The sequence below is a fragment of the Vibrio sp. TBV020 genome, assembly GCF_046056895.1.
Taxonomy (GTDB): Bacteria; Pseudomonadota; Gammaproteobacteria; order Enterobacterales; family Vibrionaceae; genus Vibrio.
Map to the genome: position 1 here is coordinate 762337 of NZ_JBEEAQ010000003.1, position 17385 is coordinate 779721.

General features: G+C 43.1%; 13 protein-coding genes and 1 other annotated feature. Of the genes, 5 read left to right on the forward strand and 8 right to left on the reverse strand.

Going from position 1 to position 17385, the window contains the following annotated elements; translation table 11 throughout:
* Positions 1 to 34 precede the first annotated feature (34 nt).
* Entirely contained in the window at positions 35 to 1702 is a 1668-nt protein-coding gene (ettA, locus tag AAFX28_RS11530) for an energy-dependent translational throttle protein EttA (RefSeq protein ID WP_408687809.1), read from the reverse strand.
* Between the two features lie 258 nt (positions 1703 to 1960).
* On the opposite strand from ettA, the gene sltY reads away from it, so the two are divergent.
* Both sltY and trpR read left to right on the forward strand, forming a co-directional pair.
* Positions 1961 to 3916, forward strand: coding sequence for a murein transglycosylase (gene sltY, locus AAFX28_RS11535; RefSeq protein WP_408687810.1), 1956 nt, complete (start codon positions 1961 to 1963; stop codon positions 3914 to 3916).
* Positions 3917 to 3930: 14 nt separating this feature from the next.
* On the forward strand, positions 3931 to 4236 hold the full coding sequence (gene trpR, locus AAFX28_RS11540; protein WP_408687811.1) for a trp operon repressor: 306 nt from the start codon (positions 3931 to 3933) through the stop codon (positions 4234 to 4236).
* A gap of 46 nt (positions 4237 to 4282) precedes the next feature.
* Here the strand turns inward: trpR and yjjX are convergent, their stop codons facing one another.
* The 7 genes from yjjX to bamD form a co-directional block, all read right to left on the reverse strand.
* Positions 4283 to 4816, reverse strand: coding sequence for an inosine/xanthosine triphosphatase (gene yjjX, locus AAFX28_RS11545; protein ID WP_408687812.1), 534 nt, complete (start codon positions 4814 to 4816; stop codon positions 4283 to 4285).
* Positions 4782 to 7127: a putative bifunctional diguanylate cyclase/phosphodiesterase gene (locus AAFX28_RS11550; protein WP_408687813.1), complete on the reverse strand. Its 2346-nt coding sequence runs from the start codon at positions 7125 to 7127 to the stop codon at positions 4782 to 4784. Before AAFX28_RS11550 ends, yjjX begins: the two co-directional genes overlap by 35 nt.
* Positions 7111 to 8151, reverse strand: a complete 1041-nt coding sequence (locus AAFX28_RS11555) for a spermidine/putrescine ABC transporter substrate-binding protein (protein WP_408687814.1) — start codon at positions 8149 to 8151, stop codon at positions 7111 to 7113. Before AAFX28_RS11555 ends, AAFX28_RS11550 begins: the two co-directional genes overlap by 17 nt.
* Positions 8152 to 8318: 167 nt before the next feature.
* Positions 8319 to 9497, reverse strand: coding sequence for a prephenate dehydratase (pheA, locus tag AAFX28_RS11560; protein WP_408687816.1), 1179 nt, complete (start codon positions 9495 to 9497; stop codon positions 8319 to 8321).
* 13 nt (positions 9498 to 9510) lie between these two features.
* Positions 9511 to 9631, reverse strand: a sequence feature (Phe leader region).
* A 116-nt stretch (positions 9632 to 9747) separates the two neighbouring features.
* The gene (gene hpf / locus AAFX28_RS11565; protein WP_408687818.1) at positions 9748 to 10071 is read right to left on the reverse strand and encodes a ribosome hibernation-promoting factor, HPF/YfiA family; all 324 of its coding nucleotides are present in this window, start codon (positions 10069 to 10071) and stop codon (positions 9748 to 9750) included.
* 340 nt (positions 10072 to 10411) lie between these two features.
* Positions 10412 to 11851, reverse strand: a complete 1440-nt coding sequence (locus tag AAFX28_RS11570; protein ID WP_408687820.1) for a transporter substrate-binding domain-containing protein — start codon at positions 11849 to 11851, stop codon at positions 10412 to 10414.
* 116 nt (positions 11852 to 11967) lie between these two features.
* Positions 11968 to 12693, reverse strand: coding sequence for an outer membrane protein assembly factor BamD (bamD, locus tag AAFX28_RS11575; RefSeq protein ID WP_408687821.1), 726 nt, complete (start codon positions 12691 to 12693; stop codon positions 11968 to 11970).
* Positions 12694 to 12827: 134 nt separating this feature from the next.
* Here bamD and rluD point away from each other — a divergent pair, with 134 nt between their 5' ends.
* The 3 genes from rluD to clpB all read left to right on the forward strand — a co-directional run bounded on the left by rluD (position 12828) and on the right by clpB (position 17224).
* On the forward strand, positions 12828 to 13808 hold the full coding sequence (rluD, locus tag AAFX28_RS11580; protein ID WP_408687822.1) for a 23S rRNA pseudouridine(1911/1915/1917) synthase RluD: 981 nt from the start codon (positions 12828 to 12830) through the stop codon (positions 13806 to 13808).
* Between the two features lie 2 nt (positions 13809 to 13810).
* The gene (gene pgeF, locus AAFX28_RS11585; protein ID WP_408687823.1) at positions 13811 to 14539 is read left to right on the forward strand and encodes a peptidoglycan editing factor PgeF; all 729 of its coding nucleotides are present in this window, start codon (positions 13811 to 13813) and stop codon (positions 14537 to 14539) included.
* A gap of 111 nt (positions 14540 to 14650) precedes the next feature.
* Positions 14651 to 17224, forward strand: coding sequence for an ATP-dependent chaperone ClpB (clpB, locus tag AAFX28_RS11590; protein WP_408687825.1), 2574 nt, complete (start codon positions 14651 to 14653; stop codon positions 17222 to 17224).
* The last annotated feature ends 161 nt before the right edge of the window (positions 17225 to 17385 follow it).

Sequence of the window (17385 nt, forward strand, 5' to 3'; positions counted from 1 at the left end):
TTAGCGGCCTTTGCATGAATTTCAAGCAGTAATATTACTTCGTAATACGCTTGTACTTGATGCGATGTGGTTCCGCAGCTTCTGGACCTAGCGTCTTCTTCAACCATTCCATGTATTCAGTATAGTTACCTTCGTAGAAGTTAACCTGACCTTCGTCACGGTAGTCGATGATGTGAGTCGCAATACGGTCTAGGAACCAACGGTCGTGCGAGATAACCATTGCACAGCCTGGGAACTCAAGTAGTGCTTCTTCTAGAGCACGTAGCGTTTCAACGTCAAGGTCGTTGGTTGGCTCATCGAGTAGCAGTACGTTGCCGCCAGCTTTTAGTAGCTTAGCAAGGTGGACACGGTTACGCTCACCACCAGAAAGCTCGCCAATGATCTTCTGTTGATCTGAGCCTTTGAAGTTAAAGCGTGAACAGTACGCACGAGCAGGGATTTCGAAGTTGTTGATCTTGATGATATCAGCGCCTTCAGAGATTTCTTGGAATACAGTTTTGCTGTCATCCATTGAATCACGGAACTGATCAACAGACGCGAGTTTAACAGTATCACCCATCTCGATAGTGCCTGAGTCAGGCTGTTCTGTGCCACTTAGCATCTTAAATAGCGTTGATTTACCTGCACCGTTGGCACCAATGATACCGACGATAGCGCCTTTAGGCATGCTGAAAGATAGGTCGTCAATTAGCACGCGACCATCGAATGATTTAGTCAGGTTGTTAACTTCAACAACCTTGTCACCTAGGCGCTCGCCTGGCGGGATAAATAGTTCGTTGGTTTCGTTACGTTTCTGGTGATCGCCACTTTGTAGTTCTTCAAAGCGCGCCATACGAGCTTTAGACTTCGCTTGACGACCTTTTGGATTCTGACGAACCCATTCAAGTTCTTTCTCAATGGTCTTTTGACGAGCTTTCTCTTGAGATGCTTCTTGTTGCAGACGAGCATCTTTTTGTTCAAGCCAAGAAGTGTAGTTACCTTGCCATGGAATACCTTCACCACGGTCAAGTTCTAAGATCCAACCTGCAGCGTTATCTAGGAAGTAACGGTCGTGGGTAATCGCAACAACAGTACCTGTGTAATCGACTAAGAAGCGCTCTAACCAAGCAACAGATTCAGCATCAAGGTGGTTGGTAGGTTCGTCTAGAAGAAGCATGTCAGGTTTTTCTAGAAGTAGGCGACAGATAGCAACACGGCGACGCTCACCACCTGACAGGTGCTCAATCTTCGCATCCCACTCTGGTAGTCGAAGTGCATCGGCAGCACGTTCTAGAGAGTTCTCTAGGTTGTGGCCATCTTTTGCTTGAATCAGCGCTTCTAATTCACCTTGCTCTTTTGCTAGAGCATCGAAATCAGCATCTGGTTCTGCGTACGCAGCGTATACTTCGTCAAGACGCTTCATTGCACCTGCAACATCAGATACGGCTTCTTCAACGATTTCACGAACTGTTTTTGACTCATCCAGTACAGGTTCCTGAGGTAAGTAGCCTACATTTAGACCTGGTTGTGGACGTGCTTCGCCATCAATATCGGTATCGATACCTGCCATAATACGCAGTAGCGTCGATTTACCTGCACCGTTTAGACCCAAAACACCGATTTTAGCGCCAGGGAAGAAGCTTAGAGAGATGTCTTTAAGAATTTGTCGCTTTGGTGGCACAATTTTGCTCACGCGCGACATGGTATATACGTATTCAGCCATTGCCGATCGTTCCTAAATAATCAATTTATGTAAACGGTTATTTTATACTAATAGCGCTCAGTTTGTTACCACAGAAACGACTGGTGTGTGTCACAAACGTTACTACTGATGAATTACTAAGCAATAGTAAGGCTTAAGTCGGGGAAACGTCACAGTAGTGTGAATTTATTAATATTTACACCTATTCGCTTTACACCGATGTTTACAATAAGCATTAATAGGAAAAACACATTACGATAATCTCAGGATGAGACCATTATGAATCTGACTTTCTCCAAGTCGCTGCATCGTATTCCGTCATCGATTTTTTTTGCTTCTACGATGGCTTGCAGCGCAATTTTCTCAACGTCAGCAATGGCAGTCGACCTGCAAACTCAACGCGAAATCTATGACCAAGCGCAAAAGCTATTGGATTCTCAGCAGGTCGAGGCATACCAAAAAATTCGACCTGATATTGCAGATTACCCCTTAACCCCTTATGTCGATTATCGAAGCTTTCTAGTTGGGTTAGGTGAGCGTTCCCCACAGGAAGTCGAATCCTTCATAGAAAATCATTATTCGTTTCCTTTTTCTAAACGAATTAGAGCACCGTATATTGACCAGCTCGCAGATAAAGGGGAGTGGAAAACCCTCTTAGAGTTTCAGACGGTAGAACCGAGGGGCGAAACCTATCAATGCCATTACTTTTATGCGCATTCGTTAGAAGGGAACAAAGAACTCGCTTTCCAAGGCGCTGAAAAACTGTGGCTGTCAGGTAAAAGTATCGCAGATGCTTGTGACCCATTATTCGAGCATTGGGACCAAGCAGGACTAAAAACCGACCAACTTGTTCTTGACCGGATGGTATTGGTGTTTGAGTCTCGCAATGGACGCTTGCTCAATTACCTAGCAAAACAAGTCTCCTCCTCTCAAGCGAAAAAACAAGCCAAATTGATGCTGGAACTTTTCAGTAAGCCTGAATCGGTCGTTTCATTTGCTAAGAAACAAGAAGCGACGGACTTCAATCGTGAGCAAACCACACTGGCGCTAAAGAAGCTTGCACGTAAAGATGTTGAACAGGCGCAAGAGGTGTTTGAAACCGTCGTCGATGCGCAGAAAATGGATAAGCCCGCTCGTCAGAAATTAGCTGACTACATCGCCTTTCGCTTAATCAATACCGACTCTGATGAATTGGCGAAATGGCGCGATAAGCAAATTAAAAACTCCGAAAGCGAGGTATTGATTGAGCGTCGTATTCGTTTAGCCATACAACACGCTGATTGGAAAGGTGTTGAGAATTGGATTGCGCAATTATCACAAAAGAAGCAGGACAGTTTACGTTGGCAGTATTGGCTAGGGCGCAGTGAACTAGAGAACGGTAATCGCTCAGCTGGCCAAAAGCGTATGGAATCGATTATAGGTCAGCGCAACTTTTACAGTGTGGCGGCAGCGAAAGAGTTAAAGCGTTCAATTGAGTACCCAACATCCGTGATTACTTTAGATAAAAAACAGATTCAGGATTTCAATACTGATCTTGTCAGAATCGAAGAGCTTGTAGAGCGCGATAAAATAGCGGCTGCAAAGAGTGAGTGGACTTGGTTGTTAGAGCGTGCAGACACAAATCAAAAAGAGATGTTAGCGGCTTTTGCTTCATTTAAGGGCTGGCACCACTTAACTGTAACAGCGACCATTAAAGCAAAAATGTGGGATAACCTTCATATGCGTTTTCCGATCGCTCACCGCTGGTGGTTTAACTTCTATGCAGACAAACACAGCATTGACCCGATCACTTTAATGTCTCTCGCAAGACAAGAAAGTGCGCTTGATATCGAAGCTCGTTCACCAGTGGGTGCCCGAGGTATCATGCAGATTATGCCTTCAACGGCGAAATACACTGCCAAGAAGTACAAATTGACTTATCAAGGCACGAAAGACCTGTATGAGGTAGGTAAGAACATTGAAATAGGCAGTCACTATTTTGATGGTTTACTTGAGCAGTACGATAACAATCGAATTTTCGCATTGGCTGCGTATAATGCAGGGCCTAACCGAGTGAAAACTTGGCGTGAGCGTACTGATGGAAAACTGGACGCTTACGCATTTATTGAGGCTATTCCTTTCAAAGAAACGCGAGGATACGTTCAAAATATCCTAATGTTTGAAACTTACTACCGAGAAGTACTTGGAGTGGATGGCGCCTTTTTAAATCAACACGAGTTGAATGCGAAATATTAGCGAGCACCTTATAGATGTCATTAGAGCCTGAGTATAAAGAGTGGCAGCAGATCTTAGATTTGATCAGCGATAGCACCCAATCCCAGCAGCACGAAATGTTATTAACTATGCTACTCACACCAGATGAGCGTGACGCTCTGGTTGCCCGAGTAAATATCTTTCGAGAGTTGCTAAAAGGCGATCTATCTCAGCGGCAAATCAGTCAAATGCTCGGGGTAGGCATTGCGACTATTACTCGGGGTTCTAATGAATTGAAATCGAAAAGTGCTGAGGAAAAACAAGAAATTGCTCAGTTACTAGAGAAGAAAGAAGGGTGCTAATAAGCACCCTTTTTACTTTCTACCAAGTAACTGTTTAATAGTTAAATTACAAGTTACTAGGGAAGTGTTTTGGGTTCACGAAAGGAATGAGTGCCAGAATGAGAGCTTGATGATACACAGAACTGCGAGTGAGCAAGTTATGGGTCAGCAAGCTAATAGCGCCACCTTTCTGTTTAATATTCTCTGTGCCAAAAACGTCATCCATTACATCACCAAGTTCATTGGCGTGTTGTAGTTTTTCGATGACGATTGGTGGCAACATTAAGCTGGCCGAACGGGATTCACCGCGATGAGTTGCTGATTCAATCACCATCCATGCAAATGTTACAGAGCCTTCTATACCTGCTTCTAGGCCAACATAATAATCACCACCACTATGTTCTGCTTTCGCATTGGCAACACGATTAAGGGCACCTGTATGAGTCTCTTCATTGGTCATGGGTTGATCTGCAACGCCACTCGCGACACTTACTCCGATAAACTCAAAATTCTCATTGTGGAATGAAGCTTCAAACGCACTTTTTACGGCGTTAATTTTTGCGGGATTAAGCGAAGCTACAATAACCTTCTTCTTGGACATCAAGGTTTCCTTTCTGGGCCTTAGGGTCAAACTTTAGTTGAGTTAACGAGAGAGGTGGCGATAAGTGATAGCCTTGCATGTAGTCGCATTTATTCTCTGCTAACCAACGGTGCATCTCTTCGGACTCAATGCCTTCTGCGGTTACCATCATAGATTGAGAGTGACAAAGGTCAACCAGAGGTTTAACGACTTGGTGATTATTCGTCTTAATCAAGGTCTCTAAGAACTCACGATCAAATTTGATTTTTTGTACTGGGTATTCGACCAACTGGGTGATTGATGTATACCCCGAGCCAAAGTCGTCAATGGTTAACTTGAAGCCCATCTGTGACAACTCATGGAGTAGCAAATAGCTTTGTGAGTCCGAAGCAAAAGTTTCTGTTATTTCGAAATCAATCAAGTGAGGAGTAATAGGGTATTGCTCCATCAATGATTGAATATCGCTAGCAAGTTGTAACGAGTCTAATTCTGCTGAGGATAGGTTTATAGACAGGCAGATCGGCTGTTCAAAACAATCTTGTAGCTTAGAGAAGTCTTTAAAGGCTTGTTTGATTACCCAACGGTCGATGGTGCCAAATAGCCCAATCTGTTCTGAAATTGGGATAAATTCACTCGGGTTTACTTTTCCAAGCTTCGGAGAGTCCCAACGCAACAGAGCTTCCACTCCTTTTATGTATTGACCGCTTCGATCGAAGTAAGGTTGATAAAGTAGTGTGAATTCATTTTCCAAATCCCCATTACGCAGTGCTCGCTCAACTTGAGTGCGGCGGCGAACCACTTCATCAAGCTCTTTGGAATAGTGAGCTATTTGGTTTTTACCCGCGCGTTTTGCTTGATACATCGCGGTATCTGCATGGGACAGTAGCTTAGTAACATCCAACCCATCTTCTGGGTATGAAGCTATACCGATACTGGCGGTAATCGGGAAGTTACCGATAGCAGTATTGGTATTGTTTTGGATAGGTTCGAGTACAGACAAAGCAAGGCTTTCTGCGTAGTGAGCATTTTGGTCTGCAGCAATGAAGATGGCGAATTCATCTCCTGACAGTCGTGAGGCCAAACATTTAATGCCGTATTGTGCTTCACTTGCCTTGCTCACTGACTTGATGTGCTCGGCAAAACTCACTAGCAGGGAATCACCCACATGGTGACCGTATTTATCGTTAACATATTTGAAGTTGTCTAAGTCGATATACAAGATCCACGCATATTTGTGGCTCATCTTATTTGCTAGAGTCCGCTCGACATAAACTTGGAATTGGTAGCGGTTGGCTAGTTGAGTTAGATGATCATTTTCCGCCATCGCTTTGGTCTTTTGATAGCTTGAGTTGAGCTCTTTGTACATGTCATAGAAGCGAATCGATAGACGACCAATTTCATTGTCATTGTCTAGCTTTTCAATGTTGCTGCGCTTTTGCATTTCAACGTCTTTAAGTTGACGATCTAAGTGAGTGATTGGCTTGATGACATGGCGGTACAACAGAAAAAGTAGGATCAATACAGTCACTAAAGAAGATGCACCAAATGATAGCAGCAGTCTTTGTTCAATTTTGGCAAGTTTCTCTGTGGTTAGGTATTGAGCCGGGTCGAGAATAGCATGCAAGCCAGGTTTGAGTTCTACCGATTGGGCTAGGCCTGACTTAATTACCGGTTCAACGGAAAAGAAGATACTACTGTCGTTATCGAATTCTAGAATATGTTTAAGCTGATCGAATTTTTCAAGCGATAGGGATACAACGATAAAGAACACTTGATCTTTATTGTAACTAAGTGGAGAAACCAGCGTGCTTTTATCAAGGACATCGTAGCGAATTAATATGCTCTGTCCCTGATAACTTTTAGCGAAACCAGTATGAGACGTTTGCCCAGTCTGCTGATAAATATGATTGACGTATTTTAAGACATTTTCATCAAGAGCTGAAAATGGGTCACTTTGGTTGTCAGCATAGAACTTTACCTGTTGATTGCTATCGACAATAGCGACAGCAATATCATCTTGTTTATTCGGTTGTAAGTTCTCAATCGTTGTCTGTAAGTTGCCTATAAGCTTCATTTCCCGATAGGGATTTTCCGGTTGACCGAAGTAGTGGCGAATGATGTCGCTTTTAGTCAATGTTAAAGAGTAGCTGTTGATTAGGGCTAAAGATTGACGAAAGTGGCCAGCCAGCTTTTCCATAGAAAGTTGCAGGTAGCTATTTTCCCTTTTTATTAGCGCATCTTTTTGGTTTATGTAAATGCTGTAGCTAGAGACTGCTGCACTCAACATGATCACCGGGGCGACAAGTAATAATACTCTAGTATTTAGCTTCATGGCGTTTAAGTAACTGGTTAATCATTTTCACTCTTAGGCTGATGTTTTCTGCCGAGAGTTCACTATCTATTCTGGCGCTTTTAAGGCGCTCTTTTGATGGAAATAATGATGCATCATTTAGATACCAATCAGGCAGTAATTTGATAGCACTTAAGTTAGGTGTAGCAGCTTTGATATCGGTTGCATTTTTTGCAGCTACTTTGGGATCCATTAGGTAGTTTAAGAATGCTTTAGCTGTTTGTTTATTGGCTGAATGGCTGCTGATAGCAAGGCAGTCAACCCAAAGAAACAACTCTCCTTCTGGAATGATGTATGCCCATTGTTCCTGACCAAAGAAACGATTCAGTGAATACTGATCACCACTATAAGCTAATGTCATCAGTAAACGGTTTGGGTCTGATTGGCTGCGGATGTAACTCAAAATGTATTCATACGTCAGCACACTATTGTTGAACGAGATGATTGCTGGGTATGCTGCTTGAAGGTCGGCAGGGCTGTCTGTCGTTGGGGGAATGCCTAAGCTGTAAAAAACGGGAAGAAAGGTTTCAATACTGTCGTTGATCATACCTATCTTACCAACCCACTCATCTGGAGGCTGGACAAACTCACTCCAAGTTGCTGGTGGTGAATCAATCATATCTTTTCGATAAGCAATACCTACAGATCCCCAGAAGTAGGGAATAGCATGTGTACCACATGCTTGATTCCATTTGGAGTCGTTGTTAGAACGATTTTTTAAACTCGATAGATCTTCAAACGAGCCTAATCTGCCATATATTTGAGCCGAAACGTTATCAAGCACAACAATATCAAATGGTAACTGGACGCTTTTCATCATCAACAAGCTGCGTTCATCGTCATTGTCAAAGTGAGACAATCTTAGAGGAACACCTGTGTCAGTCTCCCAATCACTGCGTACATTGGGTGATAAGGTGTCTTCCCACATGTAAATACTAAGAGGAGATTCGGAAGCTGAGCTAAAGGTGCTAACAAATAAAAAAAGCGATAAGAAAGGAACTCTCATACTGACTAGGGTTTACCTTTTGGATAAATCTGAGATGTATGGCTTATCAGAGTCAGTTGGAATGAGCTGACACAACACTAATATGCAACTTAATATCTAAGGATACTAAGATATTCATAAATTGTGTCAGCAATAAGAGTGTATTTATTTGATCTGCGTAGGTTTATTTATTGTAACTTCACCTGGGTTGGTTTCACATTTTCACTTGGGTAACAGCCTAGCACTTTCAAGTGTTTCGTGATCTTGGTGAGCTCAATAAGAGCTTGTTGCATCTGTTGTGAGTCCAGATGAGATTCTAGGTCCACATAAAACATCTCTTCCCAAGGGTTACCCATGATTGGACGAGACTCTAGTTTTGTCATGTTGATGCTGTAGCGCTGAAGTACTAACAGTGTTTCAACCAATGAACCGGCTTCCTGTGAGGTTGACATGATAAGCGTAGTTTTCGCCGGGATTTGGGTAGAAACTTCAACCGGCTTACGTGCGACAACAATGAAACGAGTGTGGTTTTCTGTTTGGTTAGCAATATTGCCTTGAATTGACTGTAAGCCATAAAGCTTGCCACTTGATGCGTTGCCAATAGCGGCAACATCGGTGCGTTTCATTTCTTTTACTTTACGCATTGCATCTGCAGTGCTTGCACATGACTCTAGCTTCACGCCTTTAAGTTTACTTAAAAACTCGCTGCACTGTGCATGTGGCTGAGGGTGGGAGTAGAGTGTCTTGATCTCTTCCAACCTTAAATCAGCGGTTGCTACTAAGCAGTGTTCAATAGGTAGGGTAAGCTCACCGACGATATAAAGGGTTGTATGTTGAAGCAAGTCATACACTTCATTGATAGAGCCTGAACTAGTATTTTCAATAGGTAGAACACCGTAATCAGCATGGCCTGATTCAACAGTGTTTGTCACGCCTTTGAAATGCTCACAATTTAGCTCAATTAGCTCTGTGTTCTTACGGCTAAAGTACTCGCGGCTAGCTAAGTGAGAGTATGAGCCTTTTGAACCAAGGAAAGCGACTCTAGCTAGAGGTTTGCGGCTTAGTTCAGGGTTGGCTAGGTTTTGCAGGTAAGACTGCTGAAGAAGCACAGAGTCTTCGATAATCGTGTGGAATAGCTTAGTGATATACTGCGCATCAAGGTCATATTTTTGGTTACCGTTGTTGATCAGTTTAACCAATAACTGCTGCTCTCTTTCCGCATCACGTATAGGTTTTGATGTTTGGACCTTACTCTTCGCCACTTCAATACTCATTTGACGACGCTCCGATAAGAGCTGTAGCAATTGATCATCGAGCTCATTTAATCGTAAGCGTATTTCTTCAAGCGAGTATTTTTGGTCAGTCATCCTAGTATTCCTCATAAAAAAAGCCTCCCTTTGGGAGGCTTCCTGTTCGTTTTTGACTTATCTTTCGAAAACGAGAGAGCCTCCAAGCCTAGTGGAGAAAAAAGAAGTCAAAAAAGAACAGAGTGGTGTTGTGCATATTCATAGGCTTTGTTGTGAATCTTTAAACACAATAAGCAACCGAGTATGGAGCGTCAAGCAAAAAAATAGCGCCTTTCGGCGCTATTTTTCTGAATCCTCTAAATTTATATTTTTATTCTACTTCTTCAAGCTCAGGCTTGTCTGCACGGCGTGCTTCTGGCTTATGGCGTAGTTTGTTTAGCTGACGTTCTAGCTTCTGTTCTACCTCGTTAACGGCAGCGTATAAATCTTCATGCGTCGCAGATGCGATAAGTTGGCCTTTCGGTACAGTAATTACAGCTTCAAATTTTTTCTGCTTATTTGGTTCTTCGCTGAAGCTTGCTTGGCAACCGATAATGTCTACTTGCCACTTTTCTAGCTTTTTAAACTTGCTCTCAATGTGAGTGCGGATTGCAGAGGTGATGTCGATGTTCTTGCCAGTGATGTTTACTTTCATAGATGTTTTCCTCTGTGTCATCCCTCATGGGTTAACTCCAGATTACTTATCTTATGGTAAAATAATGTGATTTAGATCACTATTTTGTGGGCTGTTTAGGTAGCTAAATTTAAACGTGATCTAGCTCAAACTGTATGACTATTTTGTCACGAAAAAGCTTGTTTCGTTTAAAAATCTCATTAGATTGGAAGAGGTAAACAACTAAAAATCATCTGCTTTTTAGCGGCTTAATGCGACCTAATAAAAACAGGTGATTACGAATTGACCATCACATTAATGTGAATTGAATTCCAGAATTCTCTCCGTTTTATTTTTCTTTGCTCGACCCGTTTGATTCTCTCTAATCATCAATAATTAATGAAGGTGTGTTAGAGCGGTTGAGTGTGGCTTGATTTTCCCTTACCAGCTTCAAAGCGTTCAACTGTTTGTAGATAATGAAGTAACGGTTTATGTTGGATACATAATGAACCGGCTCTCTGCCTATGTTTCTTCTCGCCATGATCTCAACATTTCTAAACCACTTGTTTGGGTCGTAACCATTCTTTTCTGCTAAGCGCCGCATCTTACGTATATTTGCTGGCCCTGCGTTGTATGCCGCTAGGGAAAAGTAGACTTGATCCTCAGGCAGAATATCTTCATCACTAAAGTAACGATCTTTAATAAAGCGCATATACTTTACGCCGGCATGGATATTGTTATCGACTTCATAAATGTTGGGAATGTTTACGTTAGGATCTTTGGCGGTACTAGGAAGTACCTGCATCACACCTACCGCGCCTTTATGTGAGACTTTGCTTTGGTCTAGCCCTGATTCTTGAAAACCTTGAGCAGAAATCATCAGAGAGTCAAAGCTGTACTGATCCGAATATTGCTCAAAAGTTGGTGCTAGCGTTTCTAATTTATTTATATGTTTTGGATTAAGGATGCGTTGTAACCAGCGGGTATTGTCGAGGTATTTACCATAGATAACATTGCCTAGCAGTGTGCCCGAACGATAGTTTCTTAGGTATTGATTTACATACGCTTCTAGCTTTGGACTATCTTTACGCATTGCCCATGCAATTTGGCCATCTTTCCTTAGTGGTATCGCTTCTTGTATCTGAATGTTTTCCATCACTTTTAGCCATAACTCAGTTTTATGACTATCGAGAACCGTTGCAGGTATGTGGCCTTGGTTAACCATTTCAACCAGTTCATAGTCCTGTAGTGTCTCTTCGACAAAATGAACGATGACGGGAGGTTTGGATTTTTTATCTAATTGTTCATTTAATTGCACCAAGCTTTCAAAATAGCTTGAGCTTGCTCTAACCCATACCTCTTTGCCGCTTAACTCTTCTATGTTCTCAATAACAGGCTGGTCTTTATGCGTCACTAGCAACTCTTGAACGTCACTCAAAACAGGCGCACTAAAGTCAATTAACTTGGACCGAGAAGGGGTGATAGTTAAATTTGCGACAATAAGATCGCCAAACCCTTTTTCAAGTGAAGGAACTAACTCGTCTCTATGTACTGGGATGACTTGTAAGTTGAAATAAGACGAACGTTGTCTCAGTTCTTTTTCGAAGTGATATAAAAGCTCAGCTAAGATCCCTTTTGGTTTTCCTGCTTCAACGTAATAAAAGCCAAGATCTGCAGCAACAAGTACTCGAATGACCCCTTTCTTTTCTAAGGTTGGAAGGTCGCCGAAGTAGGGCTGTTTTTGCAATGGTGATAATGACAACGCCATTGCTTGGCCAATGTAAAAGCTGAAAATTGAAACAAGTAAGATTATCCGGAGCATGAACCACCTCTAAACCATATTGATTAAAATGTAGTCCGAAAGTGATATGTTGGCAAAACGTGAGAAACAAAAAACGCCTCAGAATGTGAGGCGTTTTCTTTTTATTTTATAGCGGCTTACTGAGGGTTCAGCTCGATCATTTTTTCGGTACGTTCAATCGCATCTTCTAGATTAAGCTGTTTGTACGCCTCAAGCTGAATCTCGAGAGACTTTCGAGCTGCTTCCGTATCAGGGTATGTTTTTTGTAGCTCTTGAGTGCGATTAATCGCTGCGATCCAAGCTTCACGGCGAAGGTAAAAATCAGCCGTTGCTAGGTCATACTCTGCAAGACGGTTTTTCAAAGCATACATTCGCTTTTGAGAGTCTTCTGCATATGGGCTTGTTGGGTATCGTTCTAACAGCTTTTTAAAATCAGAAAATGCTTTCTTTACTGGCTCAGGATCGCGATCACTACGGTCAACATTAAATAGGTCGTGCATGAAATTACGGTCTTGTGCCATATGAGTTAGGCCACGCATGTAAAGCACCCAGTCCAGCTTTTCGTGAGTTGGGTTTAGGCGCATAAAGCGTTCAATAGTTGCAAGACCTAAAGCAAGATCGTCATTCTTATAGTATGCGTAGATAAGATCTAACTGTACTTGCTCTGAATAGGCACCAAACGGGTAACGAGAATCTAAAGCCTCTAGCTTTTCAATTGCAGTCAGCCAGCTACCACTTTGAAGCGAAATCTGTGCTTCTGAATAGAGTTCAGATGGTGGCACGTCTGGAACAACTTCTTCACTGCTAGAGCAGCCAACCAGTACTGATAATGCCAACAAGCCAGATAAAGTATGCTTTTTCATGTCAGGATTCGATTCCTTGAGATAAATATTTCAGTTGCTTCCGTTACTTTCTAAGCAGTAACAGATACAATGTCCAATAGTACATTTTTCCACAGTAGTGACAATTAGTCTCACAGTTTTTAAAAAAGTTCGATATGGCTCAGCAGATTGAATTAACAAATACAGTAAAAGATAGCCAATTAGGCCAACGCCTAGACCAAGCTATCGCCGAATTATTCGCTGACTTTTCTCGCTCGCGCCTAAAGGAATGGCTGCTTGACGGTAAAGTTAAAGTTAACGGTGAAGTGATTACAAAACCTCGCACCAAGGTTATGGGTGGCGAGGAGATCATCCTGCAAGCGGAACTTGAAGATGAAGAACGCTGGGAAGCACAAGATATTCCTCTTGATATCGTTTATGAAGATGATGACATCCTAGTGATCAATAAACCTCGTGGCTTCGTTGTTCATCCAGGTGCAGGCACGCCAGATGGCACAGTGCTTAATGCGCTGTTGCATCATTATCCTAATATCGCGGAAGTGCCTCGTGCGGGTATTGTGCACCGTCTAGATAAAGATACAACAGGCTTGATGGTTGTTGCTAAAACGGTTCCTGCTCAAACTCGCTTAGTTCGTGCACTGCAGAAAAAACGTAACTTTGTTCGTGAGTATGAAGCTATAGCCATTGGTCGAATGACCGCTGGTGGTCGAGTTGAGCAACCAATTGGTCGCCACTCAACTAAGCGTACCTTGATGGCAGTAAGCCCTATGGGTAAGCCTGCGATTACGCACTACCGAGTTGCAGAACACTTCCGTGAGCATACACGTATCCGTTTGCGCCTAGAAACGGGTCGTACTCACCAAATTCGTGTCCATATGTCTTACCTGCAACACCCTCTATTGGGTGATACTGCATACGGTGGTCGTGCACGAATTCCAAGTGGTGCGTCAGAAGAGCTAGCGAATCATATTCGTAGTTTTGATCGTCAAGCGCTACACGCGGTAATGCTTAAGTTTGAACACCCGATTACTGGTGAAGATGTGGAGTTCCACGCGCCTGTGCCTGATGATATGGTCGAAATGGCAGAAGCACTGCGTCAAGATACTCAAGAACACGGCTTGAAAGACGAGTTTTAAGTATGGAAATGATCATCCCTAACTGGCCAGCTAAAGCGCACGTAAAGGCATTTGCTTCGACAAGAGGTGAGGGTTTTTCTATTGGGCCTTATCAAGGGCTTAATTTGGGAACACATGTCGGGGATGATCAAGCTATGGTACTTAAAAATCGGAGTGCCTTGCAGCAAGCAGCCAAGATGCCTACTGCACCGATATGGCTTAATCAAACGCACTCCTCTGTTGTGTTAGAAGTGAGTGAACCAACGAAGCAAATTTTGGACGCAGATGGCCTATATACAGCTTCTTCTGGTGTGGTCTGTTCCGCTATGACAGCGGATTGCCTCCCTGTACTTTTGACTAATACAGATGGCACTCAAGTGGCTGCTGTTCATGCTGGCTGGCGCGGATTAGCTAATGGCATCGTAGAAAATGCCGTTGCCAAGTTTGATGGTGACGTTATGGCCTGGATTGGTCCTGCGATTGGTCAGCCCGCATTTGAAGTAGGGCAAGATGTAGTTGAAGCCTTTACCGCTATAGTGCCAGATGCTCAACAGGCTTTTACTGCGAAAACGCAACCTGGCAAATGGCTAGCGAATATGAATATTCTCGTGACCCAGCGTCTTAATAGAGTGGGTGTTGAGCTGGTCTACTACAGTAACCTATGCACCTTTGAAGATGAAAGTCGCTTTTATTCCTACCGTAGAGATGGTATCACAGGACGACAAGCAACTTTTATTTGGATTGAAAACTAATCGTCTACTTTCATAACTGAAACCGACAATCCCCCCTTGAAAATCCCCCTCTGCGTATCCATCTTTCATACTGATTAGTTATTTTTTCTCAGTTGAGGTAGGAAGGTAGATATGCGTCTTGACAGATTTACTAGCAAATTCCAAATCGCTATATCTGACGCTCAGTCGCTTGCTTTAGGTCGTGATCATCAATATATCGAACCGGTTCATTTAATGGTTGCATTAATGGATCAAAACGGTAGTCCAATCCGTCCGCTGCTAACAATGCTTAATGTCGATGTTACTCATCTACGATCAAAGTTGAGTGAAATCCTAGACCGTTTACCTAAGGTGAGTGGCATTGGTGGTGATGTGCAGTTATCAAGTGCTATGGGCACTATGTTTAACTTGTGTGACAAGGTGGCTCAAAAACGCCAAGACTCCTACATTTCATCTGAGGTGTTTCTACTCGCTGCGCTAGAAGATAGAGGACCACTCGGTTCACTACTAAAAGAACTCGGTTTAACAGAAGCAAAATTGTCTGAAGCGATAGATAAAGTTCGTGGTGGTCAAAAGATTGATGATCCTAATGCGGAAGAGCTTCGCCAGGCGCTTGAGAAATTCACAATCGATCTGACAGAGCGAGCTGAACAAGGCAAGCTTGACCCAGTTATTGGCCGTGATGATGAAATTCGCAGAACAATCCAAGTACTTCAACGTCGAACCAAGAATAATCCGGTCATTATTGGTGAACCAGGTGTGGGTAAGACTGCGATTGTTGAAGGGCTTGCCCAACGCATCGTTAATAACGAAGTACCGGAAGGGCTCCGTGGGCGTCGAGTCCTTTCTTTAGATATGGGCGCGCTGGTGGCTGGTGCGAAGTACCGTGGTGAATTTGAAGAAAGATTGAAATCCGTCCTTAATGAACTCTCTAAAGAAGAAGGTAATGTCATCCTCTTCATTGATGAAATTCACACTATGGTGGGAGCTGGCAAAGGTGAAGGGTCGATGGATGCAGGTAACATGTTAAAACCGGCTTTGGCTCGTGGTGAACTTCACTGTGTTGGCGCAACGACGTTAGATGAATACCGTCAATATATCGAGAAAGACCCAGCGTTAGAGCGTCGTTTCCAAAAAGTCATTGTTGATGAGCCAAGTGTTGAAGATACAGTGGCGATTTTGCGTGGCTTGAAGGAGCGTTATGAGCTTCACCACCATGTAGAGATCACCGACCCAGCGATTGTTGCTGCCGCGAGTTTGTCCCATCGTTATGTATCCGATCGCCAACTGCCAGACAAAGCGATCGATCTGATTGATGAAGCAGCTTCTAGCATCCGAATGCAGATCGACTCTAAACCTGAGTCGCTAGATAAATTAGAAAGAAAGATCATTCAGCTTAAAATTGAGCAGCAAGCACTAACGAATGAACACGATGAGGCGAGTGAAAAGCGCTTAACTATTTTAAATGAAGAGTTAAGCGAGAAAGAGCGCGCCTTTGCTGAACTCGATGAAGTTTGGAATGCAGAAAAAGCGGCCTTATCAGGTACTCAACATATCAAATCTGAGCTAGAGCAAGCTCGAATGGATATGGAGTTTGCTCGCCGAGCTGGTGACTTGAATAGAATGTCTGAGTTGCAATATGGTCGCATCCCAGAGCTAGAAAAACAGTTAGACCTTGCGACCCAAGCCGAAATGCAAGAAATGACGCTGCTGCGTAATAAAGTGACTGACAATGAAATCGCTGATGTGCTTTCAAAGCAGACTGGTATTCCTGTTTCAAAAATGCTCGAAGCAGAGAAAGAGAAGTTACTGCGTATGGAAGATGTACTTCACAAACGTGTGATTGGTCAAACGGAAGCGGTTGAAGTTGTTGCAAATGCTATACGACGTAGCCGTGCAGGTTTGTCCGATCCTAATCAACCAATCGGCTCGTTCCTATTCTTAGGTCCTACTGGTGTTGGTAAAACAGAATTATGTAAGACATTAGCTAACTTCATGTTTGATAGTGAAGATGCAATGGTTCGCATTGATATGTCTGAGTTTATGGAAAAGCACTCGGTGGCGCGCTTGGTGGGAGCACCTCCTGGCTATGTTGGTTACGAAGAAGGTGGTTACTTAACTGAAGCGGTTCGTCGGAAGCCATATTCAGTGATTCTGCTTGATGAAGTAGAGAAAGCGCATCCAGATGTGTTTAACATACTGCTTCAAGTACTCGATGATGGTCGTTTAACTGATGGGCAAGGGCGTACAGTCGATTTTCGCAATACCGTTGTGATCATGACGTCAAACTTAGGTTCGGCTCGCATTCAAGAAAACTTTGCTTCACTCGACTATCAAGGCATGAAAGATCAGGTGATGGATGTAGTCGGTAAACATTTCCGTCCTGAGTTTCTGAATCGAGTTGACGAGAGTGTCGTGTTCCACCCATTAGGACAAGAGCACATCAAGTCGATTGCTTCTATTCAACTTGCGCGACTCTCGAAGCGTATGGAAGAGAAGGGGTATTCTTTAGATGTATCGGACAAGGCGCTAGATTTAATTGCACAAGTAGGATTTGACCCTGTTTATGGGGCAAGACCTTTAAAGCGTGCTATTCAGCAAAGCGTTGAAAACCCACTTGCGAAAGCGATACTCGCAGGAAAGGTTGTTCCGGATAAACCTGTGAAACTACTAGTGAACAATGACCAGATCATTGCTCATCAATAGAATAGACAATTAAAACTAGATAAAAGGGCCGAAAACCGGCCCTTTTGTGTTCTTTTTATGCTTATTGATGGATTGTTGAGCTAACGGTTTAAAAAAAGCATTTTTTTTAATTTTAGGGGTTGTGCTTAATTCGGAACTCCCTATAATGCGCCTCCGTTGTC

What these genes read in the sequence shown, in the direction of transcription:
- sltY (WP_408687810.1), top strand. Translation starts at nt 1,961, where the DNA reads ATGAATCTGACTTTCTCCAAGTCGCTGCATCGTATTCCGTCATCGATT.
- pheA (WP_408687816.1), bottom strand. Translation starts at nt 9,497, where the DNA reads ATGACTGACCAAAAATACTCGCTTGAAGAAATACGCTTACGATTAAAT.
- bamD (WP_408687821.1), bottom strand. Translation starts at nt 12,693, where the DNA reads ATGAAAAAGCATACTTTATCTGGCTTGTTGGCATTATCAGTACTGGTT.
- clpB (WP_408687825.1), top strand. Translation starts at nt 14,651, where the DNA reads ATGCGTCTTGACAGATTTACTAGCAAATTCCAAATCGCTATATCTGAC.
- AAFX28_RS11550 (WP_408687813.1), bottom strand. Translation starts at nt 7,127, where the DNA reads ATGAAGCTAAATACTAGAGTATTATTACTTGTCGCCCCGGTGATCATG.
- AAFX28_RS11555 (WP_408687814.1), bottom strand. Translation starts at nt 8,151, where the DNA reads ATGAGAGTTCCTTTCTTATCGCTTTTTTTATTTGTTAGCACCTTTAGC.
- ettA (WP_408687809.1), bottom strand. Translation starts at nt 1,702, where the DNA reads ATGGCTGAATACGTATATACCATGTCGCGCGTGAGCAAAATTGTGCCA.
- pgeF (WP_408687823.1), top strand. Translation starts at nt 13,811, where the DNA reads ATGGAAATGATCATCCCTAACTGGCCAGCTAAAGCGCACGTAAAGGCA.
- trpR (WP_408687811.1), top strand. Translation starts at nt 3,931, where the DNA reads ATGTCATTAGAGCCTGAGTATAAAGAGTGGCAGCAGATCTTAGATTTG.
- AAFX28_RS11570 (WP_408687820.1), bottom strand. Translation starts at nt 11,851, where the DNA reads ATGCTCCGGATAATCTTACTTGTTTCAATTTTCAGCTTTTACATTGGC.
- yjjX (WP_408687812.1), bottom strand. Translation starts at nt 4,816, where the DNA reads ATGTCCAAGAAGAAGGTTATTGTAGCTTCGCTTAATCCCGCAAAAATT.
- rluD (WP_408687822.1), top strand. Translation starts at nt 12,828, where the DNA reads ATGGCTCAGCAGATTGAATTAACAAATACAGTAAAAGATAGCCAATTA.
- hpf (WP_408687818.1), bottom strand. Translation starts at nt 10,071, where the DNA reads ATGAAAGTAAACATCACTGGCAAGAACATCGACATCACCTCTGCAATC.